Raw genomic sequence first — 23,254 nt, 5'->3', positions numbered from 1 at the left:
CTCACCGCCCGCCGACGGGCAGGACCAGGTCGGTCGCGATGCCGAAGTGATCGGAGAGGTACGAGCGCCGGCCGTCGGCCAGCGGCACCTCGTCCTGGAACACCAGCCGTGCCCGGCCGTCCAGTTCGCGGCCCGGTGCCGGCCGCACGAGCACGTGGTCGAACGCGGGCGGCGCCGGGAACTGCGGCGTCGGCCGGTAGGTCGGGCCGGTGTCGCCTGCCATGAGGTCGCGCAACCCGGCCGCCGCGACGAACTCGGCGAGCACCGGGGAGTCGCGTGGCACGTTGAAGTCGCCGGTGGCGACCACCGGCAGCGCGGGATCGACGCCGCCGAGCACGCCGGCGAGGTGCCGCAGCTCGGCCTGTTCGATCCGGGTGTACCGGTTGCCCGGTGACCAGTCGTCGTCGCGGTTGGCCGACAGGTGCGTGTTCACCACGGCGAGCTCGCCGCCGGGGGTCCGGACCACCGCGACCTGCGCACCCTTGCGCATGAGCAGCTCCGTCCGGACGGGCGCCAGCATCGGGTACCGCACGAACCGGGACCTCGTGACCGGCCACCGCGACAGGATCACCAGGCCGCCCTCCAGGAGGACGGCGCCGCTGGAGACCCGGTGCGGCAGCGTCGGGACGAGCCGCTGGAGCAGGCGGACGTTCGCGCGGTACATGACCTCCTGCAGGCAGACGACGTCATGGCCGCCCTGCTCGAGGAGCTCGGCCAGGGCACGCAGGCGTAGCCGGACGTCGCCCTTGAAGAGCGCGTTGAGCGTCAGCAGCCGGACGACGGTCCCCTCACCAGTCACCCGCACATTCAACATCATCTCCGCAAACGCGGACACGGCCCATGGCTGTCAGCCATGTTCGTGCGCACGAGCTGGCAGGGGGCGGCGAAGATCACCTGGGCTGCCACGGGAGTGTAACAATACAATCTTTCCACGCGGCAATAACCTGTCGTGCGGCGCGACTCCACAACGGTGTGGGCTCGATCGGCCACGCAACTGTGCCAGAACGTGCATACCGGGAGGCGTCCGTGTCGACACGGGACAAACTCGAAACGATCTTCCACGCGGTGATGCAGCGCAACCCTGGTGAACTGGAGTTCCACCAGGCGGTGCGCGAAGTGCTCGACAGCGTCGCGCCGGCGCTGGACAAGCACCCCGAGTTCGCCGAGGCGAAGATCATCGAGCGGATCTGCGAGCCGGAGCGGCAGATCATCTTCCGTGTGCCGTGGGAGGACGACCGCGGCGAGGTGCACATCAACCGCGGATTCCGGGTCGAGTTCAACTCCGCGCTCGGGCCGTACAAGGGCGGGCTGCGGTTCCACCCGTCGGTCTACCTCGGGATCGTGAAGTTCCTCGGCTTCGAGCAGCTGTTCAAGAACGCCCTGACCGGCATGCCGATCGGCGGGGGCAAGGGCGGGTCGGACTTCGATCCGAAGGGCCGCTCCGACCGTGAGGTCATGCGGTTCTGCCAGTCGTTCATGACCGAGCTGTACCGCCACATCGGCGAATACACCGACGTCCCCGCCGGTGACATCGGCGTTGGAGGCCGGGAGATCGGCTACCTGTTCGGGCAGTACAAGCGCATCACCAACCGGTACGAGTCGGGCGTGCTGACCGGCAAGGGCCTGAGCTACGGCGGCGCCCAGGTGCGCCGCGAGGCCACCGGCTACGGTGCGGTGTTCTTCGCCGAGGAGATGCTGCGCACCGCCGGCGACAGCATCGACGGCAAGCGGGTCGTCGTCTCCGGATCGGGCAACGTGGCCATCTACGCGATCGAGAAGGTGCACCAGCTCGGCGGTACCGTCGTGGCCTGCTCGGACTCGTCGGGCTACGTCCACGACGACAAGGGCATCGACCTGGAGGTGCTCAAGCAGGTCAAGGAGTCCCGGCGGCAGCGCATCGGCCAGTACGTCGAGCACCGCCCGCACGCCACCTTCGCGCCCGGCGGCAACCTCTGGCGGAACGTGCCGTGCGCGGTGGCCATCCCGAGCGCGACTCAGAACGAGATCGACGCCGGGGACGCGGCGGCACTGATCGCCGGCGGCTGCACGACCGTGGTCGAGGGCGCCAACATGCCCACCACACCGGAGGCGGTGCGGCTGTTCGCCGAGGCCGGCGTGCGTTTCGCCCCGGGCAAGGCCGCCAACGCGGGCGGGGTGGCCGCGAGCGCGCTGGAGATGCAGCAGAACGCCAGCCGCGACTCGTGGACGTTCGAGTACTCCGAGCAGCGGCTCCAGGCCGTCATGCGGGAGATCCACGCCCGCTGTCACGCCACCGCCGAGGAGTACGGCATGCCGGGCAACTACGTGGCCGGCGCCAACATCGACGGGTTCCGCCGGGTCGCGGAGGCGATGCTCGCCCAGGGCCTGATCTGACGTCCGCACGGCACCGCGGCCACGGCACCGGGCGTGGTCGCGGTGCCGGCCGTCATCGATCGGAGCCGCGCTGCCGTGACCGCGCCCGCTCGCCGCGGCGCTTGCGGGCGGACTCGACACTCTGGCGCAGGACCTCCATCAGGTCGGTGACGTGGGTGACCGCCGGTGGCTCCTCGGCGGGGACGAGCTCTTCGCCGGCGGCCTTCGCGTCGATGAGCTCGTGGATCCGGTCGGTGAAGCTGTCGTGGTACTCGTCCGGATCCCATTCGCCGGTCATCGAGTCGACGAGCTGCCTGGCCATCCGCAGCTCCTCCCGGCGCACCGGGACGTGCCCGGGGAACCGGTCGAGGACGGCGCGCGGGTCGCGGACCTCGTCGGCGAAGTACATCGTCTCCAGGACCAGCACCTCGTCGTGCGGGCGGATCGCGGCGAGGTACTCCCTGCCCCGCATCACCAGCGTGGCGATCGCCGCCCGGTTGGCGTCGGCCAACGCGTCGCGCAGCAGCGCATAGGTCTTGACCGTGTCGTCGCTGCCGGGCTCCAGGTAGTACGCCTTCTGGTAGTGGATCGGGTCGATCTCGTCGAGGTCGACGAACCGGTGGATGTCGAGGCTGCGGGAGCGCCCGGGAGCGATCTGCTCCAGCTCCTCGGGGTCGACCATGACGTACTGCCCGCCGCCCACGTCGGCACCCTTGACGATGTCGGCGAAGTCGACCTCCTTGCCGGTCCGCTCGTTGAAGCGGCGGTACCGGATCCGGTCGCCGGTGCCCTGCTCGAACTGGTGGAACGACACCTCGTGCTCCTGCGTCGCCGGCACCAGCGCCACCGGCACCGACACCAGCCCGAAGGAGATCACCCCGGTCCAGATCGGCCGTGCCATCACCCGTCACCTCCCGCGCCGCGCGGACGCCGACCCGGCACGCCGGGCCGTCCGCACCCGGCGCCGGCGTTCGGTGGTGTCCCGCAGCCGCTGTTCGGCCTGGCGCAGCCGCCGCTCGGCGCGGCCGGCCGCACTCCGCGCGGCGCGCACCATCCGGTCGTCCTCCGCCTGCTCGGCACCCGCCTCGTCGAGTTGCCGCCGGAGCGCCTCGACCCGGCCGGCCACCGCGTCGGCCACGGCCTCCGCCTCGCGGAGCGCCGCCTGCGTCCGGTCCCGTTCCGCGACGACGTCCCGCACCTGCGCCTCGGCGTCCGCGAGATCCCGGTCGGCGGCGGCGACCCGCTGTGCGGGGCGGCTCTCGGCGCCGGCCCGCGACGTGGCCGCGGCGCCGGACGGAGCGCCGCCGGCCCGCGGCGTGGCCGCCGCGCTGTCCCGGCCCGGCGGGAAGCCGGTGCTCGACAGCGGGCCGGTCAGCCGCCCGGCCCGCACCTGCTCGGCGGCGTCAGGGTCGGCGAGCGCCGCGTGCAGTGTCTCCTCGACGCCGCGGGCGACGGCGTCGGACACCGGGTGCCCCGCCGCGCGGCCCAGGCTGCGGGCCTGCTGCAACAGCTGGTACAGCACCCGGTGCTGCTGCCCGGACAGCTCCCGCAACTGTTCCGCGTCGAGGCTCGCGGTCGCCCCCCGCAGCGATGCGCCCAGCTCGGTCAGCGCCTCGATCTCCTGCGGATACTCCCGCGCCATCTGGTTGACCAGCCACGCCGCCAGGTTCGGCTTCGCCAGCCCGCCGATCGCCTCGGCCAGGTCCCGGTCGCCGGCCTGCCGGGCCTGCCGCGCCCGCTCGTTCCGCGTGGCGGTGAAGTCCTGCGGCGGCAGGCCGTACAACTCCGTGGCGATCGCGTCTGCGGGGGAGGGCTGCTGCCTCGTCCTCACCATCCGGTCCCGGTTCCCGCCCGGGACGCGGGCAAACCCGCGGACTTGCCCGCCGCGGCCACGCTCGCGCCGTGCTGCTCGTCCTGCTCGCCGCCGGTGCCGCCGCGGTCCTCGTCGTGGGACAGGTGCTGCTGTCCGATGTGCTGGGGCTGGCCACGCTGCGCCGCCCCGGCACGGTGCTCCAGCAGGTGGCGGCGGCCCTCGCGGCGGCCGGGGCCGTGGTCGCCGCGCTGCCGGTCGTGTGGTGGCGCACCGTCGAGCACCTCCGCGACGCCGCCGGCCTGGTGCTCACCGGCGCCGTCCTCGGCGCGCTCGCGGTGGCCCGGCAGCCGCGCCTCGGCGCGGGGACCGCCGCCCATCTCGGCCTGCTGTTCCTGCTCGGCGGGGTGTCCGCCCTGTTCGGTGAGGTGTACTTCTACGCCGGGATCGTCGCGGCGGTGGTCCCGCGCCGCGCCGCACGGACGCCGGTGGACAGACGCTAGGGCAGCGTCCAGCGCTGCGCCTCGGACAGGTCGCAGCTCGTCAGCCGCGGCGGGAGGCGGCGGTCGGGGACACTGAGACACTGGGTCGAGGCTGCGTTGAGCAGGGCGCCGCCGGGGCCGGGCTGCCAGCGCTGCGGCGGGCGGCCGTCGCAGTCGGCCAGCGCCGTGTCGCTGCGCGTCCACTGCAGGCAGCGGCCGAGTGTGCGGACCGTGCCGTCCCCGGTGATCGTCCAGACCTGGCCGAGGCTCGTGTCGCAGGCCGACAGCCGCATCCGGCCACCATCGAGGCACAGGCCGGCGGAGCCGGTGATCCGGCCGGTCCGGGTGGCCGGGCGCAGCACCGCCACCGGTTCGCCCTCGATCGGGACGGCGCCCTGGGCGGGCGCGGCACCCGTCCCCGGGGCCGCGGGGACGGGTGCCGCAGCCGTCCGCAGCTGGGCGACCTGCGGGGCCGCCAGCTCCGATTCGGCGCCCTTGCGCACCGGCGCCGCGGCCGGGTCGGCGGCGCTGAGGACGAGCGCGGTGGCGCTCAGGGCGAGGACCAGCACGGTCGAGCCGACGGCGAGGGTCCGCCGAGTGCTGCGGCCGGGCGGCAGCGCGTACCGGACCGGGGGCGGCTCGATGGCCGGGCGCGTGCGGGTGAACGGGGTGAGGCGGAGGTCTTCGGGGGTCCGCGCGTGCCGGCCGTAGTACTCCGGCCGGCTGACGTACGTGGTCGTGCTGTCCCAGTGGGCTCCGGTCGAGCGGTGGGCCGCCAGCAGCCGGACGTAGGGGCGGACGAGCGACGGCTCGGTGTCCGGGAGGTCGATCGCCAGGGGGTCGGTCAGGTCGGTGGTCATCATTCGCCGGTCACCCGCGGCAGCGTCAGCAGCATGTCGCCGACCGTAGTTGTCATCGGCGGGTACCGATTCGCATGCGGAGGGTGAAACGGCGGAATCACCCGCCGCCTCACCCGCCCGGTGGCCGGGGCGTTCCGATGGCAGACTGGGACACCATGTCGACAGCACAGCCCACCGGTGTGGTCATCCCCGAGGTGGATGGCAGGACGAGCACGTCGGCGCTGGGGCGCGGGGTGGTCGCCGACGCGCTGCGGGCTGCGGATCCGGTCGGTGCCCGCGGCGCCGAGTCCTCGACCGACTGGCGCCACGACTACCTCCAGCACTTCCGGCGGCTCGTCGAGGCGGGTCTGCCGTCCCGCGACGCGGCGCTGACCATCGCCCGGGACGGGCTCGCGTCGCTGCACACCAGGATGCGCTTCCGGCCGGAGCCCGGCGCGGCGGAGGAGCCGCTCGACGCCGCGTTCAAGGGCGGCGCGCCGCTGTCGACCGCCACCGTCGCCGGCTCGGGGGAGGCGCGGCGCGAGCTGGTCCTGCCGTACCGCGGCCGGCGCCTGCGCGGCGCGGAGCTGGACGACCAGCTCGACACCTGGGTCGCCGGCGGCGTCATCGAGCGCTCCTGCGCCGACGCGGTGCGGACCGTCGCCGCGAACCCCGACTGGCTGGCGCTGCCCGGCCGCCGCGTGGCCGTCCTCGGCGCGGGCGCGGAGATGGGGCCGCTGACGGCGCTGCTGAGCTGGGGCGCCGACGTCGTCGCCGTCGACCTGCCCCGGCCGGCGATCTGGCAACGGCTGATCGGGACCGCCGAGCGGTACGCCGGGCGCCTCCACGTGCCGGTCGCCGCGGACGCCGGCGGTGACCTCGACAAGCGCGCCGGCGCCGATCTGCTCCACGACCTCGGCCGGATCGCCGAATGGCTCGCCGGTTTCGACGGGGGCCTCGTCCTAGGCAACTACGTCTACGCCGACGGCGCTCTCAACGTGCGGGTCGCGATGGCCGTCGACGCCCTCACCGTGTGGCTGCGCGAGCGCCGGCCGGACCTCGCGCTCGCGTTTCTGGCGACCCCGACGGACGTGTTCGCGGTCCCCGCCGACGCCGTCGACGAGGCCGGCCGCCGCTACCGCGAGGCCGCCGGGATCGGCCGGATCCGCAGGCCGCTGCGGGTGCTCAGCGCCGGCCGGCTGCTGACCCGCAACTACCCGCCCGGCATCTACCCGGGCGTCAACGACAGCCTCGTGCCGCAGCAGGGCCCGAACTACGCCCTCGCCAAGCGGCTCCAGCGCTGGCGGGCGGCGGAGGCCCGGGCCGCCGGCGTGCCGGTGTCGCTGACCGTGGCACCGGCCACCCGGACGCGTAGCGTGGTCAAGAACCGGCTCCTCGCCGCCGCGTTCGCCGGCGCGCACCGCTTCGGCATCGAAATCTTCGAGCCGGCGACGAGCAACACGCTCATGGCCGCACTGCTCGTCCACGACCTGCACGCCGGGCGCCCCGAGCACGAGCACCCGTGGCAGGACGAGGCGTACGCCGCGGCGCACGGCGGGCTGTGGCGCCAGCCGTATTCCGCGCGCAGCGCGCTCGGCATCGCCGTGCTGCTCGGCATCGGCGCCGCTCGTGGGTGATCGGCGGGAACCAGCCGATCGGAAGTGCCGTCGAATGGGCATGACTCGGCTGGTTTTCCTTCCGTTGCTACTGTTGCTGGCGGTCGTACCGGCGGGCTGCGCGCGCGATGGCGCGAGCGCGCCCGCCGAGGGCAGGCCGTGGGGGCGCACCTTCCTGTCCACGTCGGTGACCGAGCAGGGGCAGCCCCGGCCGCTCGTCGGCAGCACCCGGATCGAGCTGCGCTTCGACACCAAGGGGCGGCTCGTCGTGCAGGCCGGGTGCAACCACATCGCCGGTGATGCGCGGCTCGACGACGACAAGCTGGTGGTCGAGGAGCTGTCGATGACCGATATGGGTTGCGACCCGCCGCGCCACGAGCAGGACCGCTGGGTGACCGCCTTCCTGGGCGGGCGCCCGGCCTGGCGGCTGGAGGGGGCCGAGCTGGTGCTCGAAGGCGGCGGCACCCGGATCGTGCTCACCGACCGCGAGGTGGCCGACCCCGACCGGCCGCTGGCCGGCCCGCGCTGGACCGTCGACACGCTGGTCTCGGGACAGGTGGCCGGTTCCGTTCCGGCGGGCCTGCTGGCCTATCTTTCGTTCGGCACGGACGGCACGGTGACCGGCTTCGGCGGGTGCAACGACCTCGGCGGACGATACTCGGTGAGCGGCGGGTCGGCGAGCGGCGGCTCGGCGAGCGGCGGCGAGATCACCTTCACCGACGTGGGCATGACCCTGAAGGCCTGTCCCGGCGAGCCGAGCACGTTCGAGAGCGCGGTGACGGCGGCGCTGCGCGGGACGGTCACGTTCACGATCGAGGCCGACCACCTGACGCTCACCCACCCCGACGGCAAGGGCTTGAGGCTCACCGCGAAGTAACGCCGAGCGTCCCTGTCCCCGGTCGTTCCGCCGAGCGTTCCCGTCTCCGGTCGTTCCGCCGAGCGTCCCCATCCCTGGTCGTTCCGCCGAGCGTTCCCGTCCCCGGTCGTCCCGCCGACCGGGGACGGGAACGGGGACGCGGCGCGTTCGGCGACCGCCTCGGTCGGCGGGTCGTCCCGCCGGCCGGGCCGGTGACGCGGCGCGCCCGCCTGTTCGGGCGGGCGCGCCGCGCGGTGTCGGCCTCAGCTGAGGGCGCGGTGCAGTTCGGCCTTCGTCATGCCGGAGCGTCCCTTGATGTTGCGGCGTTTCGCCTCCGCGTAGAGTTCGTCGCGGGACCGGTCGGCGCGGCGGTTCGCGGCCCGCCCGCCCTTGGTCGGCGTGCGCGGCTTGTCGGACGACTTCATCGTCGCCGAAGGCTTGCCGAGATCCTGCCAGCGGTCGGCGGACATCTCGACGCCATATTTGCCGGCGGCCCGCTTGATCCGCCGGAACGCCTCCCGCCGCTCCTCGTCGCTGACGTCCCGCACCTGGTCGAACCGGGCGATGGCGTTGCGGACGTGGGAGGCATCGTTGAGGGGCTCCTTGCGCACGCGCGGAAACGCGTAGGCACTGTCGGACAGCTCGTCGCGTTCACCGGCGTCGAGCTGGTTCGAGGTCTGCTTCCGAGTAGCCATACGATGGTCGTACCCGTTCGCGGGCCATCCATGCAGCACCCGGGCGGAGACCAGCCGAACCCCGGACCACCATCGGCTGACATGGGTGCGGCGACGAGCAGGTCCTCCGAGCGCTCCGGTATGACGTCGCGCCGACCGGATGGCGTCTCTCGCGGCAGGTTCGGGACAGGTTGTGGAAACGGCGCGCGGTGCAGCCGCCCCAACGGCAGGTACTCAACCGAAGGCGCTGAAGCCACGTGGCCCGGCCTCCCTATGGCTCACCGCAGTTGGCGACATACCGGACATCTTGGTGCATCGCCATTGGTCGATGCGAGCGACTTTTCATGATCCCGAAGACTTGGTGCTGCGGGAGCGACCACAAGTCTTCGGGATCATGAAAAGTCGGTTCCGATCACCTTGATGCAGATCGATTGAGTCTCAATATGCGGTCACGGTGGTGGGTTGCTCCTGCCCGGTTCCGGCGGTGGCGTCGGTGAGCGGGTCCCGGCGGGCATCGATGCCCGAGGGCTGGCGGAGGCCGGCCGGAAGGGTTGTGCGACAACGGAACGCACCCGACTGTTCGCGGTGACCGGATGGGGTGTGCACCCTGTGGCCGCCGGGCGGGGTGTGGCGTGTGCGGATGCCGCGACAGTGCACGGCGCGGAGATGAACGGCTGAGCAAGCCGCGAGACGCGGACGCCCGGCATGTGTCGGGCCGGCTGGGACGCGGCCTGGTGTGCGTCGGGCCGATTGGGCAACAGTGCGGGACGTGGACACCGTCGTGTGTGCCGGGCTGGTTGGGCGACGGCGCAGGCGCGGCGTCCTGGTGCGCGCCGGGCTGGTTGGGCAGCGGCGCGGGGGCATGGGTGCGGGACGCGTCCTGGTGTGCGTCGGGCCGATTGGCAAGGGTGCGAGATGCGGCCTGGTGCGCGTCGGGCTGGCTGGCAAGGGGCGCGGGACGTGGACACCGTGGTGTGTGTCGGGCTGGTTGGGCAACGGCGCGGGATGTGGATGCTCGGGTGCGTCGGGCTGGTTGGGCAACAGTGCGGGACGTGGACACCGTCGTGTGTGCCGGGCCGGTTGGGCGGCGGCGCAGGCGTGGCGCCCTGGTGTGTGTCGGGCCGGTTGGGCGGCGGCGCTGGGGTGTGGGTGTCCGGTTGTGTGTCGGGCCGGTTGGGCATGGGCGCGGGGCGTGGGCGCCGCGGCGTGTCGGGCTGGCTGGCAAGGGTGCAGGGCATGGGCGCCATGGTGTGTCGGGCTGGCTGGGCAGCAGTGCGGGGCATGGACGTCCGGGGTGTGCCGGGCCGGTTGGGCGGCGGTGCGGGGGCGTGGGTGTCTGGGTGTGTCGGGCCGGTTGGGCAACAGTGCGGGGGCGTGGACGTCCGGGTGTGTTGGGCTGGTTGGGCAAGGTGCGGGACCGGCGTGTCCGGTTCGTTGTCGGGCGGCTGAAGGGGTCGGTGCCCGGGTGGTCGTTGCGGAGGGCGGCCGAACCGGGCCGAAGGCCAACCAAGCGATTGCTTGATTTTGCCGCCGCGTCTCCGTAATCTTCTAAAACATTAAGTCTCTACGGAGGTGAGCTGTGAGCGGCACCGTAGCACCTGGCACCACCGTCGAACAGCAGGTCAAGCAAGGGGGCGCCGCCGTTTGGTCGCCCCGCGTCACCCCGCCGATCGGCGTCGACCTCGACGACCGGCAGGCGCTCGCCTGTGCGTTCCGCATCCTGGCGCACAGCGGGTTCAGTGAGAACATCGCCGGCCACATCACGATGGTCAAGGACGACTCCGGCGCCATGTGGATCAACCCTTGGGGCCTGTGGTGGGAAGAGGTCAGCGCCTCCGACCTCTGCGTCGTCGACCGGGACGGCGCCGTCGTCGAGGGCCGCTGGGACGTCACCCCGGCGTTCCACATCCACACCGAACTGCACCGCGCCCGGCCAGACGCCCGGGTGGTCGTGCACAACCATCCCTACTACGTCACCGTGCTGGCAGCCATCGGAGTGCTGCCCGAGATCGTGCACCAGACCGGGTCCATGTTCGATGGTGACCTGGCGTTCGTGCACGAGTACACCGGTGAGGTCGACGACGCGGAGCTCGGCGCTGACCTTGCCCGCCGCATCGGCGACAAGTCCGTGGTCATCCTGGCCAGCCACGGCATCATTGTCACCGCCCCGACGATCCAGGAGGCGACGTACCGCTCGGCGAGCATCGACCGGGCCTGCCGCCTCGCCTACGACGTCATGCTGCTCGGTCGCGACCCCCTGGCCATCGCGCCCGGGCTGCGGCACGGCATGAAGCAGTCGCTGCTGGAGCGGGGCTCTGACGTGTTCTGGGCCGGCGCGGTGCGCGCCCTGTTGCGCCGCGAACCCGAAGTGCTCGACTGAGGGAGACACCCCATGGCATCGATCGACGAGCTACTGAAAAATACCGCGTTCACCACCGCCGACCGGACGAAGGTGACGTTCCTGCCGGACCCGCCCCGCCAGGAACGCAAGTACACCTTCATCTCCGTCGACGACCACATCGTCGAGCCGCCCGACGCGTTCGAGGGGCGGATGCCGGCGAAGTACGCCGAGCAGACGCCGCGGGTCGTCGAGAAGGACGGCAGCCACGTCTGGATGTACGACGGCAAGGAGTTCCCGAACGTCGGCTTCAACGCCGTCGTCGGGCGGCCGGTCGACGAGTACAGTATGGAGCCGAGCCGCTTCGACGACATGCGCCGCGGCTCGTGGGACATCCACGAGCGCATCAAGGACATGGACCTCAGCGGCGTCTACGCCTCGCTGTGCTTCCCGTCGTTCCTGCCGGGCTTCGCCGGTCAGCGCCTGCAACTGTCCACACAGGACCCTGAGCTGGCTCTGGCCGCCACGCGCGCCTGGAACGACTGGAACATCGAGGCGTGGTCGGGTGCCTACCCCGACCGGATGATTCCCTGCCAGCTGCCGTACTTCCTGGATCCGGAGGTCGGCGCCAAGGAGATCTACCGCAACGCCGAGCGCGGCTTCAAGGCGGTCACCTTCACCGAGGCGCCGCACATGCTCGGCCTGCCGTCGCTGCACACCGGGCACTGGGACCCGATCATGCGCGCCTGCGCGGAGACCGGCACGGTCATCAACCTGCACATCGGGTCGTCCGGCACGTCGCCGTCGACCGCCGAGGACGCCCCGCCGGACGTGGTCGGCGTGCTGTTCTTCGGCTATTCGATGTTCTCCGCGGTGGACTGGCTCTACTCGCGGATCCCGGTGCGGTTCCCGGACATCAAGATCGTGCTGTCCGAGGGCGGCATCGGCTGGGTGCCGGGCCTGGTCGACCGGCTCAACCACATGCTGAGCTACCACGAGATGTACGGCACCTGGAAGGGCATCGACCTGACGCCGGCCGAGGTGCTGCTGCGCAACTTCTACTTCTGCGCGGTCGAGGACCCGTCGTCGTTCGCCCTGCGCGACGTCATCGGCGTCGACCACATCTTCCTCGAGCAGGACTACCCGCACTGCGACTCGACCTGGCCGTACACCCAGAAGGTCATCGACGAGGAGATCGGCGGCCTGCCGGAGGCGGACGTGCGCAAGATGACGTGGGAGAACGCCTCACGGGTCTATCGGCATCCGGTTCCGGCCGCAGTGCAGGAGAACCCGGACGCCTACTAGGCTCGGGAGCGTGGAGCCCCAGGTGCGAGTCCATCGGCTCGCGGAGCAGGTGGCCGACCACATCCGCGGCCGGATCATCCGCGGCGACTTCCAGGACGGCGACCCACTGCCGAAGTCCGAGGAGCTGATCCGCAACTATCCGGTGAGCATGCCGACGTTCCGCGAGGCGATGCGGATCCTCGAGGCGGAGGGGCTGATCACGGTCCGCCGGGGACGGCTGGGTGGTGCCATCGTGCACCGGCCGTCCCCGGCGAACCTCGCCTACAACCTCGGCCTCGTCCTCGCCGCACAACGCAGCGGGATCGGCGACGTGGCCGTCGCGCTGCGCCAGGTCGAGCCCGCCTGCGCCGCGCTGTGCGCCGCCCGGCGCGACCGCCGGCGCACGGTGGTGCCGCACCTGCGGGAGCTGCACCACGAGTACCTCGACCGCATCGACGACCTGGTCGGGGCCGTCGCGGTGTCCCGGCGCTTCCACGAGGCGCTGGTGGGCCTGTGCGGCAACGAGCCGCTCATCGTGCTCGCCGGTGCGCTGGAAGCGCTGTGGTCCAGCCACGAGCAGGACTGGGCGACCCGGGTCCGGGAGACCACGGGGGTGCCGCTGCGCCAACGGCGGGAGTCCGGTGAGGTGCACGGCCGGATCCTGGCGCTGATCGAGGCGGGTGAGGCCGAGGCCGTGCACCGCCTCGCCGCGGAGCACCTGGCCTCCGTGCAACGCAACCCGAAGCCCGCCGTCCCCGATGCCGCGATCGACCTCTCGCTGGTCCGGGACGCCGTTCGCGACGTTTGATTTTTTGTCGGTACCTGACGCAAATCCTATTGGAAAATTCGCTCTTACGTCGATCCATGACGATGTCGTACGACGAAGCCGCCTGGCCTGGCCCGCACGCTCACACCGCTACGGTGTGAACGTGCTGGATCGCCGACCGACCCGCCGCCGTGCCCACGGTGCGGCGGCGGGCCGGTCGTCCGATCTGGCAGGGCTGTGGGACTGCATTGGCAGCCCGGCCCAGAGTAGTCAGATGCACACCTGGCGCTGGCGGCCGAGGCCGCTGATCGACAGCTCCATCACGTCGCCGGCGCGCAGGTACGGCTGGCCCGGCAGGCCCATCGCCACTCCGGCCGGGGTGCCCGTGTTCACGACGTCACCCGGATAGAGCACCATGAACTGGCTGAGGTACCAGATCAGGTGCGGCACGTCGAAGATCATGTCCCCGGCCGTCTCGTCCTGCCGGGCCTCGCCGTTGACCCACGACTGGAGGCGCAGGCCCGGCACGTCGATCCCGGCGGCCGGGACGAGCCACGGGCCCAGCGGGTTGAACGTCTCGCAGCTCTTGCCCTTGTCCCACTGGCCGCCCCGCTCCAGCTGGAACTCGCGCTCGGAGACGTCGTTGCTGACCGCGTAACCGGCGATGCGCGCCGCCGACTCGGCCGGGCTGTCCAGGTAGCGCGCCTCGCGGCCGATGACGACGGCGAGCTCGACCTCGTAGTCGGTCTTGACGCTGTTGCGCGGGATGCGCACCTCGTCGTCCGGGCCCACGACGGTGTCCGCGGCCTTCATGAACACCACCGGCTCGGCGGGCGGCTGGGCGCCGGACTCGGCCGCGTGCCGGGCGTAGTTGAGCCCGATGCAGACCACCTTGCCCGGCCGGGCGATCGGCGCGCCGACCCGCAGGCCCGCGGCGTCGAGCCGGGGCAGCTCGCCGGCCTCGAGCGCGGCCCGGGCCCGGCCGATGCCGTCACCGGCGAGGAACGCGCCGTCGATGTCGGCCGTGAGGCCGCTGAGGTCGTGGGCGGTGTCGTCGTCGGCCAGCACGGCGGGGCGTTCTGATCCGGGCGCTCCCAGGCGGACGAGTCTCATCAGGCGGTCCTTTCCTGTGTATCGGCGGTGCACGACGCTAGCGGCTAAGAGGCCAAGTGGTCAAGCCAATCACTGCCGCCGGTCCCGGCGGGCCGCTGCCGCGATCCGGTTCAGGTGCGTGGTCATCGCCTCCCGGGCACCGTCCGGGTCGCGGCGCTCGATCGCCGACACGATCGCGTCGAGGTCGGCCGAGGTCCTGCGCAGCACCCCCGGCCCGGCGGAGGTGAACTCGCGGCTGAAGCGGCCCAGCGTGGCGAGGGTCTCGAGCATCGTGGACAGCAGGGCGTTGCCGGCCGCCGCGGCGACGACCCGGTGCACGGTCACGTCCGCCCGCACGGCGTCGCCGTCCGCCACGGCCTCCCGCAACTCGGCCACCTGCGCGTCCGTGGCCCGCTCGGCGGCGAACGCGGCCAGCGTCGGCTCCAGCACCAGCCGCGCCTCGAACAGCTCGGCCAGGCCGCGGTTGTCGAGGGGGTTGTTGAGCGCCATCACGAACTGCAGCGGCTCCAGCAGCGTCGCCGTGTCGAGCGACGCGACGAACGTGCCCGCGCCGTGCCGGCTCTCCAGGATGTTCATGCTCACCAGCGACCGGATCGTCTCGCGCAGCGTCGGCCGGCTGATGCCGAGCATCTCGCTCAGCTCACGCTCCGGAGGCAGTCGCTGACCCGGCGCCAGTTTGCCGGCGACGATCATCTCCTGGATGCTGCGAACGGCGTCGGATGCCGCGGAGGTCCGCTGCAGCTTGGCGAACTCCATGACGCGGAGTGTAAGGGAGATCGGGTGGACGTCGAGGTCGCGTTCCCGGGACAGGCCGAGCTGGGACGCCCGCACGGGCACGCTGTGGTGGGTCGACGTGCCGGCGACCGGGGTCGTGCGGTCCACACGGTGCGGCACCCGGGCTGACCGTAGCCCTGGCAGGGTGGGGGCGATGCCCCTCCGGCTCCGTGGGTCGCACCGTGCCGCCGGTGAGCCGCTCGCCGGCCGGGAGGTCGCCCTGGCCCGGCGCGGCCCCGCGTTCCTGTTCGGCCGCACCGGGTTCGAGCTGAAATTCGGTCCCTCGCGCGTCAACCCCGACAACCGCGCCGATCTTGGAGTTGTGGTGCTTGACAAATCCGGACAAATTCGGAGGTTCATGGCGCCACAACTCCAAGATCGGCGCGTAGTTGGGCCGCCAACGCTGTCCCAGCGAATTACGCAACAGGCTCCCAGGCAACACAAAGTTCCCCTTGATCTGTGAGCGGACCCGGCCGCCGTCCCGCCGTCGGCCCCGCGCGCCATGATCGTGGAACTTTCGAGGGGCCGGGGGCCCGCGAAAGTTCCATGATCGTGAAATTCGCCGTCCAGGACTTGGGTGCGTATCCAAAGTGGGGCCGAGGTGAGGTGCAGCCCGGTCCCCACTTTGATACGCACCCTAGAGTCGGCCCGGTGACGATCACCTACGAGTGGCGCGGCCGCTTCGGCAACACCGAGCTCAACCTCCTGCATGCGGAAGGTTTCGGTCACGCGCCGTCGGCCGAGGACTGGTGGGGGCGGGTCAACCGGCACAGCCTCGGGTGGGTCTGCGCCCGCGCGGACGGTGCGCTCGCCGGCTTCGTCAACGTCGCCTGGGACGGTGCGGTCCACGCCTTCGTCCTGGACACCGTCGTCGCGCGGAGCGCCCGGCGGCAGGGCGTCGGCGCCCGCCTGGTCGCGGTCGCCGCCGACGGGGCCCGGGCGGCCGGTTGCGGGTGGCTCCACGTCGACTTCGAGGACCACCTGCGGTCCTTCTACCTGGAGGCGTGCGGCTTCAGCCCGACGCGGGCCGGTCTCATCGCGTTGTGACAAAGGGGCCGCGCCGATCGGTCCCCGGCGAAGGCGCGGCGGCTCGGCCTGACCGAGCCGGTCGATCCGCCGACGATGTGCCGCTCCGCGAAGACGAAGAAGCCGGTGACCTCGGTCAGCACCGCGGCGGCGGCCCGGGCGAGCAGCCGCGACAGTTCTCTGGTCATGTATCGAGTATGGACGGTAAAGGGGGTGTGCGATCGCATTCTCGTACTGCTCTGGAAACGGATTGTTTTCGAAAAAGAATGATGAAGCTTTCACGCTCCGCAGAAAAAATGTCCATGTTTCGATAATGACCGTACGGGTGGCCATCGCAGCGCCGACCGAACGACGATGGCAGCGGCCCGGCGCACCCAGGAGGATCGACGCGTCAGGTCGCGTCGCCCGGGAGGGCCCGATGGTGCAGCTCACCCACCTGGATCCGGTGCCGGTGCGGTTCCAGGGATGGCGTGCCGCCACCGGTCCGCTCACCGTCGGGCAGCGCAACATCGCGAAGTGGCTGACGGACGCGCCGCAAGCGCCCGCGGCCGTGCTCGACCAGTGTTTCGGGATCCCGCCGGGAACGGCGGTCGCCGATGTCATCGAGTGTTTCGCGGTGCTGCTGTGCCGGCACGAGGGGCTCCGCAGCCGCTTCGTCCTCGGCGTGCCGGGGGCGCAGCGGGTGCTCTCCGCGGGTGAGGTCGCCATGGCGGTCCACCGCGTCGACGACGACGCCACGCCGGAACAGGTCGCCGAGTGTCTCGTGGCGCTGGGCCGCGCCCGGCCGATCGACGTCGCCACGGAGCCGCCGGTGCGGCTGGCCGTCGGCGTCCGCGACGGCGCGGTCGTCACCGCCGTCGCGGTGTACTCGCACCTCGTCGTCGACTTCCAGGCACTGGCGATCCTCGGCGCCGAGTTCGCCGAGATGATCTGTGACCCGGCCGCGCGGATCATCGGCGACGCCCGGCAGCAGCCGCTGGACCGCGCCACGGTGGAGCGGCAGCCGTCCCGCCGCCGGCGGCTGGATCAGGCACTGCGGTACTGGAGCCGGCACATCGCGACCGCGCCGGTGCACCCCTACGCCCGGCCGCGCGTGACCCCGGCCACCGGGTCCGGCGCGTGGGGGATGTCGTCGGAGGCGGCGAGCCGGGCCCTGGACCGGATCGCGGCGCGGACCCAGGTGAGCCGGCCGACGATCGTGCTCGCCGCGCTCTGCGCGGTGCTGTCCCGGCGCACCGGCTACGCCACCTGCCAGTTCGTGATGCTCTCCGCCAACCGGTTCGAGTCGAGCCTGAAGCGGTACGTCGGGACGCTCACCCAGTTGACCTACGTCGCCGTCGAGGCCGGTGGCACCGGGTTCGACGAACTGGTGCGCCGGTGCTTCGGCGCCGTGCTCCAGGCCGGGCTGAACGGCGCGTACGACGTCAACCTCCAGCACGAGCACTCGACCTGGGTGGCCGCCGAGCGCGGGGTGGCGCCGAGCTTCGAGCCGCTGTTCAACAGCGTCGTCGTGGACACCCGCGGCTTCGACGCGGCCGGCACCGCACCGGTGGGCGACCCCGCGCCGACCCGGCTCGAGTGGGCCGACCTGCCGCCGACCGACATCCTGCTGCGGTTCGACCTCGGCCAGGTCGACGGCGAGATGGCCGCCCGCGTGTGGAGCGGCGACACCGGCCGGCTGACCCCGGACGAGGCCCGGTCGCTGCTGCTCGCCCTCGAACGGCTCCTCGTGGCGGCGGCCGGCGGCGACCTCGACCACGCGGCCACCCTGGCGGCGGTCGCGCTGCCGCCGATCGAGCGCCCGCCCGGCTGGCTCCTGGTCGACAACTGCTGGATCGACCTGGCGGAGGTCCAGCGCTTCCTCGACGACGCCTTGGCGCCGGCGGTGGCGCGGGTGTTCTCCGCTGTGGACGGCGTGGACCTGGTGGCCTATGTGGTGGCGGCCCCCGGCGGCCCCGCCACCCCGGCCGAGGTCCACCGCCGCTGCCTGGCACTGTTACCGGGCCGCCATGCGGCGATGACCCCGCGCCACTACGTCCTCTGTGGACACCCACCGGCTGACGTCACCGACCTGGCGGCCTGGCGGGCGCAGCCGGTCCTGGCCGCCGGCACCGGCCGCCGATGACAGTTTCGGGCGAGGTCCTTTCGGGCGCCCGGTCGTGGACGGTATGACGGGCACTTTTCCGGTGTCTTAAGGCTTGCTTTGGTCCCGGCTGCCGCCGCCCGGCCACCGATACGATGCCGCGGTGCTCGACAGCCCTGAACCCTCGCCGTGGTGGCGGCTCAAGCGGACGTGGATGATCGCCGGCGCCGGGGTCGTCGTGGCCGGCACCGCGACGGTGGCGCTCGTCGCCCAGGCGTCCGGCGCCGCCTGCGCCGCGCCCGCGGCCACCTCCGGCCAGGCCACCTACTACGCGGCCGACGGCGGCGGGAACTGCTCGTTCGACCAGGTCTCGAACCCGCTTGTCGTCGCGCTCGGCAACGCCGAGTACAGGGCCGGCGCCGCGTGCGGCGGGTACCTCGACGTCAAGGGGCCCAAGGGCACCGTCCGGGTGAAGGTCACCGACCGCTGCCCGGAGTGCGCGCCGGGGCACATCGACCTCAGCAGACAGGCGTTCGCCAAGATCGGCGAGGTGAGCGCCGGCGTCATCAAGGTCACCTACAGCCAGGTGACCAGCCCGGCCGTGCCGGGGCCGATGACGGTCCGCGTGAAGGAAGGCTCGTCGCGGTACTGGCTGGCGCTGCGCCTCGACAACACCGGCAACCCGCTGTCGGCCGTCGAACTGCAGTCGGGCGGCTCCTGGAAGGCGCTCGGCCGTACCGACTACAACTACTGGATCGCGCAGGGCGGCGCCGGCGCGGGCCCGTTCACCGTGCGGGTCACCGACACCGCCGGCCGGCGCACGACCCTCAACGGCGTGACGCTCACCCCGGGCACCGTCCAGCGCCCCGGCGCGGCGGCCGCCGGCACGGTCGCCCCGAAGACGACCGGCCCGGCCCGCACGTCCGCGGCGCCCACCTCGCCCACCTCGGCCGCCGCCGCACCGTCGTCCCCGGAGCCGGTCCCGGCCGAGTCGTTCGTCGTGGCGTCGTCGGAGCCCTCGGCGGAGGGGTCGCGCCCAGCCGGCCCGCGTTGCCGATGACCGCCTGATCGCCGAGCTGTCCGGTCAGGCGGACACGAGTCCGGCCTCGTAGGCGATGATGACCAGCTGCACCCGGTCCCGGGCGTCGAGCTTGGTCAGCAGCCGCGCGACGTGGGCCTTCACCGTGGCGACCGTGATGTGCAGGTCGGCGGCGATCTCGCTGTTCGACCTGCCCCGGCCGATCAGGGTGAGCACCTCACGCTCCCGGTCGGTGACGGCGGGCAGCGCCCGGGCCCGCTTCGGCGCCGCGGCCGGCTCCTCCAGGAAATGCTCGATGAGGAGCCGGGTGACCCGCGGCGCGATGAGCGCTTCGCCGTCGGCGACGATCCGGATCGCGCCGAGAATGTCGTCGAGGGCCATGTCCTTGACGACGAAGCCGCTCGCCCCGGCGCGCAGCGCGCCGTAGACGTACTCGTCGTCGTCGAACGTCGTCAGCACGAGCACCCGCGGCGAGTCCGGCCGGCCGGTGATCCGGCGGGTCGCCTCGATGCCGTCCATGCCGGGCATCCGGATGTCCATCACGACGACGTCGGGCCGGGTCTCGCCGGCCAGCCGCACCGCCTCCTCGCCGGAGCCGGCCTCACCGGCGACGGCGAGGTCGTCGGCCTCGGCGATGAGCACCCGCAGGGCGCTGCGGATCAGCGGCTGGTCGTCGACGAGCAGGACCCGGACGGCCTCGGCGCCCGTCACGGCGCACCCGCCGGGAGCGGGATCCGCGCCGCCACCCGGAACCCGCCCCCGGGCCGCGGCCCGGCGGCGAAGTCACCGCCGAGCAGGCTCACCCGCTCCCGCATGCCCGGGATGCCGTAGCCGCGGCCGGTCGCCGGGCCGCCCCGGCCGTTGTCGAGGACCTCGATGACCAGCGCGTCGGGGTGCCGCTCGACGACGACCTCGCACCGGTCGGTGCCCGCGTGCCGCGCCACGTTCGTGACGGCCTCCTGGATGATGCGGTACGCCGAGAGGTCGACGTCCGGCGGCAACGGCCCCACGTCGGCACCGTCGCGTACCTCGACATGCAGGCCCGCGTCGCGGGAGCGCTCCGCCAGCCGGTTGAGGTCGGCCAGCCCCGGCGTCGGGTCGAGCGGCGCCGGGCCCGCCTCCGGCTCGGCGCGGCGGAGCGTGCCGAGCATCCTGCGCAGCGCGGCGAGGGTCTCCCGGCCCGTGTCCTCGATGACGGCGAGCGCCTGGCGCGCCTCCTCCGGCCGGCTGCCGATGACCCGGCGCCCCATGCCCGCCTGCATCGCGATGACGCCCATGCTGTGCGCGATCATGTCGTGCAGTTCTCGTGCGATCCGCAGCCGCTCCGCCTGCACCGCCGCGTGCGCCGTCTCGGCCGCCCGCGCCTCGGCGAACAACCGGCGCTGCCGGACCGAGTTTCCGACGAACCACGCGGCGACCATGGCGAGGATGTACTGCAGCGCCCAGGTCTCCAGGACCGCCGGCCCGGAACGGATCGCGGCGGCGACGACGACCTGCAGGAGCAGGACACCGGTCGCGGTGATGATCGACACCCACCGGCGGCTGGTCGCCGCCACGAAGCTGACGGCGACGTCGACGGCCACCATCTGGATGATCCGCACGTCGGAGTGGATGCCCGTCCCGTAGCGCAGGTCGGTGCGCCCGCCGAACTCGAACAGCGCGACGAAGAACAGCAGCATCGCCAGCACGGCGAACGGCCGTCGCCGCACCACGCCGCCGAGCAGCACCATGGACAGGATCGGCAGGACGTACCGCAGCGTGAACGGCAGGTGCAGCGGATCGCCGCCGAAGGCCCACGCGGCGAACAGCAGCGGCGACAGCGCGAACCCGGTCCACGCCAGGGCGGTCCGCCGCCGGCCCGCGGCGCGTTGCGGCTGCTGGAGGTGCATGCCGCCGATGCTATGCGGTCGGCGTCGGGCGGGTCATCGGACCACGGGACTAAGCCCGTGGGCTACCCGCCTTCGGGCGGTTGTGATCGCCGGGCCGATGTCCCGGACGCTCGGAATCGGGACCGTTGTCCGCATGACACGAGACGACGTCCCGCGTCGGCCGGTGAGCCGGCTGGTGAGCGGGCTTGCCGCCGTCGCGGTGGCACTGACCCCGGGGGCGGCGACCCTGATGGCCGCGCCCGGCGAGGTGCCCACCGTCCCGCCGGTCGGTGTCGAGGCGTGGCGCGCCGATCCGCGCCACCTGCCCGACCCGGTCACCATGGACCCGGCCGCCGTGCGGCGGTTCTTCGACACCCTCGGCGCCGACGAGCAACGAGCGCTGGCGGCGGCCCATCCCGGTGTCGTCGGCAACCTCGACGGCGCGCCGCTGTGGCTGCGGTACGAGGCGAACCGCCGGTTGATGGCGCGGGCCGGTGAGCCGTACCGGAGCCAGGAGGGGCGGTTCCTGCTGTTCGACCTCCGGGGCCAGGGCACCGTGGCGCAGGTCTACGGCGACCTGGCGTCGGCGCGCCGGATCGCGGTGCTGGTGCCCGGCGCGGGCAACCGGGCAGGCAACTTCTGGCGCGGCGTCGCCGGCAAGGCGCTCCGCTCGCCGGCGCTGCAGGGCCTCGGGATCGCCGAGGAGGCCCGCCGGTACGGGCCGGCCGCGGACGGTTTCGCCGTCGTCGTGTGGCTCGGCTACGACGCGCCGGACGGTATCGACGCGTCCGCCGCCCGTGCGGACCTGGCACGCGCCGGTGCCGCGGCCCTGGAGCGGTTCGTCGCCGGACTGGTCGCCGTCCGTCCACAAGCGACACTCGCGCTGCTCGGGTACAGCTACGGGTCGACCGTCATCGGGCTGGCCGCGCACAGGCTGCCCGGTGCGGTCACCGACATCGCGGCGTTCGGCAGCCCCGGCATGGGCGTCGACGACGCGGCGGGGCTGCGCACCACGGCCCGGGTCTGGGCCGGGCTGTCGGCGCACGACGTCATGCGGTTCGTGCCCGGCGTGCGGCTGCACGGCCTCGGGCACGGGCGGCAACCGGCCGACCCGGCCTTCGGCGCCACCCGGTTCGCCACCGGGGACGTGGTGGACCACGACCACTATCTCGCTCTCGGGACCGACTCCCAGGCGAGCCTGACCCGGATCGCCCTGTTCGGCACGGATCGGCAGGAGGAAGCATGAACCCGGCCACGTTCGCGGCGCGGGTCGCCGCCCGTACCCCGGCGCACCGCGACCGCACCGTCGACGCGCTGCGCGCCGTCTCCATCGCCGGTGTGATCCTCGGGCACTGGCTGGTCTCGGCCGTGGTCAGCGACCCGTACCAGCCGTCGGAGCTGCACGGCGAGAGCCCGCTGACGTACGCCGGCCACCTCGCGCCCTTCAGCTGGCTGCTGCAGACGCTCGGCCCGTTCTTCTTCGCCGCCGGCTACGCCGCGGCTCGCAGCACGGGCGGCGGGCCGTGGCTGCGCCGGCGCGTCCGGCGGCTGGCCCGTCCGGTGCTCGCCTTCGCCGCCGTGTGGGTCCCCGCCCTGGCCGTGCTCGGCGCCGCCGGCGCACCGGACCGCACCCGCCACGTGGTCGAGTCGCTCGTGACGCACCCACTCTGGTTCCTGCTCGCGTACCTCGTGCTGACGGCCCTGACCCCGGTGCTGCGCCCGCTCGTCGCGCGGGCCGGGCCGTGGGCCGTGCTGCCGGCCCTCGCCCTGGTCGCGGTCACCGACGCGCTGCGCGGCGCGGACCTGCCGTCCTGGTGGGCCCCGGCCATGGTGCCGGTCGGCTGGGCGGTGCCGTACCTGCTCGGCATGGCGCTGGCCGGGGACCGCCTCGGCCGCCGGGCCGGACCGGTGCTGCTCACCGCCGGGATCGTCGGTGGGGCGCTGCTGGTGCTCGCCGCCGGCTACCCGGCGAGCGCGGTGGGCGTGCCGGGGGACCGGTTCTCCAACCTCGACCCGCCGTCGCTGTTCGCGATGGCCCTGGCGCTCGCCCAGGTGGGCCTGTTCCTGCTGGTGCGGCCCCGGCTGGTCGCGGTGCTGCGCCGACCCGCCGTGTGGGCGCCGGTCGCGGTGGCCAACCTGGCGGCGATGACACTGTTCCTGTGGCACCAGACGGCGCTGCTGCTCGTCACGTTCGCCGGGCTGCTCGCCGGCCGCCCGGCGGGACTACTGGACGCGCCCGACGGGGCCTGGCCGCTCGCCCGGCTGCTGTGGCTGCCCGTCCTCGCGCTCGTGCTGGCCGTCCTGACCATGGTGTTTCACCGCTTCGAGGCGCCG

Annotated in this window: 21 protein-coding genes and 1 pseudogene; 12 read left to right on the top strand and 10 right to left on the bottom strand. The window is 72.9% G+C overall.

Annotated elements, in window-relative coordinates; all coding sequences use genetic code 11:
- Position 1: 1 nt before the first annotated feature.
- The gene (locus Dfulv_RS30835) at positions 2 to 799 is read right to left on the bottom strand and encodes an endonuclease/exonuclease/phosphatase family protein (RefSeq protein WP_259857307.1); all 798 of its coding nucleotides are present in this window, start codon (positions 797 to 799) and stop codon (positions 2 to 4) included.
- A 227-nt stretch (positions 800 to 1,026) separates the two neighbouring features.
- Between Dfulv_RS30835 and gdhA the strand changes: the two genes are divergently transcribed.
- Positions 1,027 to 2,373, top strand: coding sequence for an NADP-specific glutamate dehydrogenase (gene gdhA, locus Dfulv_RS30830; RefSeq protein ID WP_344407496.1), 1,347 nt, complete (start codon positions 1,027 to 1,029; stop codon positions 2,371 to 2,373).
- Positions 2,374 to 2,425: 52 nt separating this feature from the next.
- Here gdhA and ku read toward each other — a convergent pair whose 3' ends face one another.
- Entirely contained in the window at positions 2,426 to 3,253 is an 828-nt protein-coding gene (gene ku, locus Dfulv_RS30825) for a non-homologous end joining protein Ku (RefSeq protein WP_259857306.1), read from the bottom strand.
- 6 nt (positions 3,254 to 3,259) lie between these two features.
- A complete protein-coding gene (locus Dfulv_RS30820) occupies positions 3,260 to 4,186 on the bottom strand; it encodes a hypothetical protein (RefSeq protein ID WP_259857305.1) in 927 nt (308 codons plus the stop codon).
- Between the two features lie 68 nt (positions 4,187 to 4,254).
- Here Dfulv_RS30820 and Dfulv_RS30815 point away from each other — a divergent pair, with 68 nt between their 5' ends.
- Positions 4,255 to 4,665 carry a hypothetical protein gene (locus Dfulv_RS30815; RefSeq protein WP_259857304.1) on the top strand — a complete coding sequence of 137 codons (411 nt, stop codon included), beginning with the start codon at positions 4,255 to 4,257 and terminating at the stop codon, positions 4,663 to 4,665.
- Here the strand turns inward: Dfulv_RS30815 and Dfulv_RS30810 are convergent.
- Positions 4,662 to 5,507, bottom strand: coding sequence for an RICIN domain-containing protein (locus Dfulv_RS30810; protein WP_259857303.1), 846 nt, complete (start codon positions 5,505 to 5,507; stop codon positions 4,662 to 4,664). The genes Dfulv_RS30815 and Dfulv_RS30810 overlap by 4 nt on opposite strands.
- A gap of 152 nt (positions 5,508 to 5,659) precedes the next feature.
- On the opposite strand from Dfulv_RS30810, the gene Dfulv_RS30805 reads away from it, so the two are divergent.
- Both Dfulv_RS30805 and Dfulv_RS30800 read left to right on the top strand, forming a co-directional pair.
- The gene (locus tag Dfulv_RS30805; protein WP_259857302.1) at positions 5,660 to 7,120 is read left to right on the top strand and encodes a hypothetical protein; all 1,461 of its coding nucleotides are present in this window, start codon (positions 5,660 to 5,662) and stop codon (positions 7,118 to 7,120) included.
- 40 nt (positions 7,121 to 7,160) lie between these two features.
- Positions 7,161 to 7,976, top strand: a complete 816-nt coding sequence (locus tag Dfulv_RS30800; protein WP_259857301.1) for an META domain-containing protein — start codon at positions 7,161 to 7,163, stop codon at positions 7,974 to 7,976.
- Between the two features lie 242 nt (positions 7,977 to 8,218).
- On the opposite strand, the gene Dfulv_RS30795 is transcribed toward Dfulv_RS30800, so the two are convergent.
- The gene (locus Dfulv_RS30795) at positions 8,219 to 8,650 is read right to left on the bottom strand and encodes a DUF6582 domain-containing protein (RefSeq protein ID WP_259857300.1); all 432 of its coding nucleotides are present in this window, start codon (positions 8,648 to 8,650) and stop codon (positions 8,219 to 8,221) included.
- A 1,558-nt stretch (positions 8,651 to 10,208) separates the two neighbouring features.
- Here Dfulv_RS30795 and Dfulv_RS30790 point away from each other — a divergent pair.
- From Dfulv_RS30790 to Dfulv_RS30780, 3 genes are read left to right on the top strand one after another with little or no spacing between them, the layout of a single operon-like run.
- On the top strand, positions 10,209 to 11,009 hold the full coding sequence (locus tag Dfulv_RS30790) for a class II aldolase/adducin family protein (protein WP_259857299.1): 801 nt from the start codon (positions 10,209 to 10,211) through the stop codon (positions 11,007 to 11,009).
- A gap of 12 nt (positions 11,010 to 11,021) precedes the next feature.
- Positions 11,022 to 12,272, top strand: a complete 1,251-nt coding sequence (locus Dfulv_RS30785) for an amidohydrolase family protein (protein ID WP_259857298.1) — start codon at positions 11,022 to 11,024, stop codon at positions 12,270 to 12,272.
- 22 nt (positions 12,273 to 12,294) lie between these two features.
- Positions 12,295 to 13,059 (top strand): FadR/GntR family transcriptional regulator, encoded by a 765-nt coding sequence (locus tag Dfulv_RS30780; protein WP_259857297.1) that lies wholly within the window; start codon positions 12,295 to 12,297, stop codon positions 13,057 to 13,059.
- 228 nt (positions 13,060 to 13,287) lie between these two features.
- On the opposite strand, the gene Dfulv_RS30775 is transcribed toward Dfulv_RS30780, so the two are convergent.
- Complete coding sequence (locus Dfulv_RS30775) at positions 13,288 to 14,130, bottom strand: fumarylacetoacetate hydrolase family protein (protein WP_259857296.1); 843 nt, start codon at positions 14,128 to 14,130, stop codon at positions 13,288 to 13,290.
- A gap of 69 nt (positions 14,131 to 14,199) precedes the next feature.
- Positions 14,200 to 15,024 carry a FadR/GntR family transcriptional regulator gene (locus Dfulv_RS30770; protein ID WP_259857295.1) on the bottom strand — a complete coding sequence of 275 codons (825 nt, stop codon included), beginning with the start codon at positions 15,022 to 15,024 and terminating at the stop codon, positions 14,200 to 14,202.
- A gap of 531 nt (positions 15,025 to 15,555) precedes the next feature.
- On the opposite strand from Dfulv_RS30770, the gene Dfulv_RS30765 reads away from it, so the two are divergent.
- Complete coding sequence (locus Dfulv_RS30765; RefSeq protein ID WP_259857294.1) at positions 15,556 to 15,951, top strand: GNAT family N-acetyltransferase; 396 nt, start codon at positions 15,556 to 15,558, stop codon at positions 15,949 to 15,951.
- On the opposite strand, the gene Dfulv_RS30760 is transcribed toward Dfulv_RS30765, so the two are convergent.
- On the bottom strand, positions 15,897 to 16,118 hold the full coding sequence (locus tag Dfulv_RS30760) for a hypothetical protein (RefSeq protein ID WP_259857293.1): 222 nt from the start codon (positions 16,116 to 16,118) through the stop codon (positions 15,897 to 15,899). The two genes, Dfulv_RS30765 and Dfulv_RS30760, sit on opposite strands and share 55 nt — an antisense overlap.
- A gap of 125 nt (positions 16,119 to 16,243) precedes the next feature.
- On the opposite strand from Dfulv_RS30760, the gene Dfulv_RS30755 reads away from it, so the two are divergent.
- Together Dfulv_RS30755 and Dfulv_RS30750 are read left to right on the top strand one after the other, a co-directional pair.
- Entirely contained in the window at positions 16,244 to 18,055 is a 1,812-nt protein-coding gene (locus Dfulv_RS30755) for a condensation domain-containing protein (RefSeq protein WP_259857292.1), read from the top strand.
- Between the two features lie 121 nt (positions 18,056 to 18,176).
- Positions 18,177 to 19,073: an expansin EXLX1 family cellulose-binding protein gene (locus Dfulv_RS30750; protein WP_259857291.1), complete on the top strand. Its 897-nt coding sequence runs from the start codon at positions 18,177 to 18,179 to the stop codon at positions 19,071 to 19,073.
- 24 nt (positions 19,074 to 19,097) lie between these two features.
- Here the strand turns inward: Dfulv_RS30750 and Dfulv_RS30745 are convergent, their stop codons facing one another.
- Positions 19,098 to 19,763: a response regulator gene (locus Dfulv_RS30745; protein WP_259857290.1), complete on the bottom strand. Its 666-nt coding sequence runs from the start codon at positions 19,761 to 19,763 to the stop codon at positions 19,098 to 19,100.
- On the bottom strand, positions 19,760 to 20,941 hold the full coding sequence (locus tag Dfulv_RS30740; protein WP_259857289.1) for a sensor histidine kinase: 1,182 nt from the start codon (positions 20,939 to 20,941) through the stop codon (positions 19,760 to 19,762). The genes Dfulv_RS30745 and Dfulv_RS30740 overlap by 4 nt, the downstream gene beginning before the upstream one ends.
- Positions 20,942 to 21,074: 133 nt before the next feature.
- Between Dfulv_RS30740 and Dfulv_RS30735 the strand changes: the two genes are divergently transcribed.
- Together Dfulv_RS30735 and Dfulv_RS30730 are read left to right on the top strand one after the other, a co-directional pair.
- Positions 21,075 to 22,166, top strand: coding sequence for an alpha/beta hydrolase family protein (locus Dfulv_RS30735; protein WP_259857288.1), 1,092 nt, complete (start codon positions 21,075 to 21,077; stop codon positions 22,164 to 22,166).
- Positions 22,163 to 23,167, top strand: a pseudogene (locus tag Dfulv_RS30730) (acyltransferase family protein); the annotation flags it as partial. The gene Dfulv_RS30735 and the pseudogene Dfulv_RS30730, both read left to right, overlap by 4 nt.
- Positions 23,168 to 23,254 lie beyond the last annotated feature (87 nt).

The sequence above is a fragment of the Dactylosporangium fulvum genome (assembly GCF_025137375.1).
Lineage (GTDB): Bacteria > Actinomycetota > Actinomycetes > Mycobacteriales > Micromonosporaceae > Dactylosporangium > Dactylosporangium fulvum.
The sequence above is the reverse complement of the archived record's forward strand: the minus strand, read 5'-3'. Positions and strand labels throughout refer to the sequence as shown.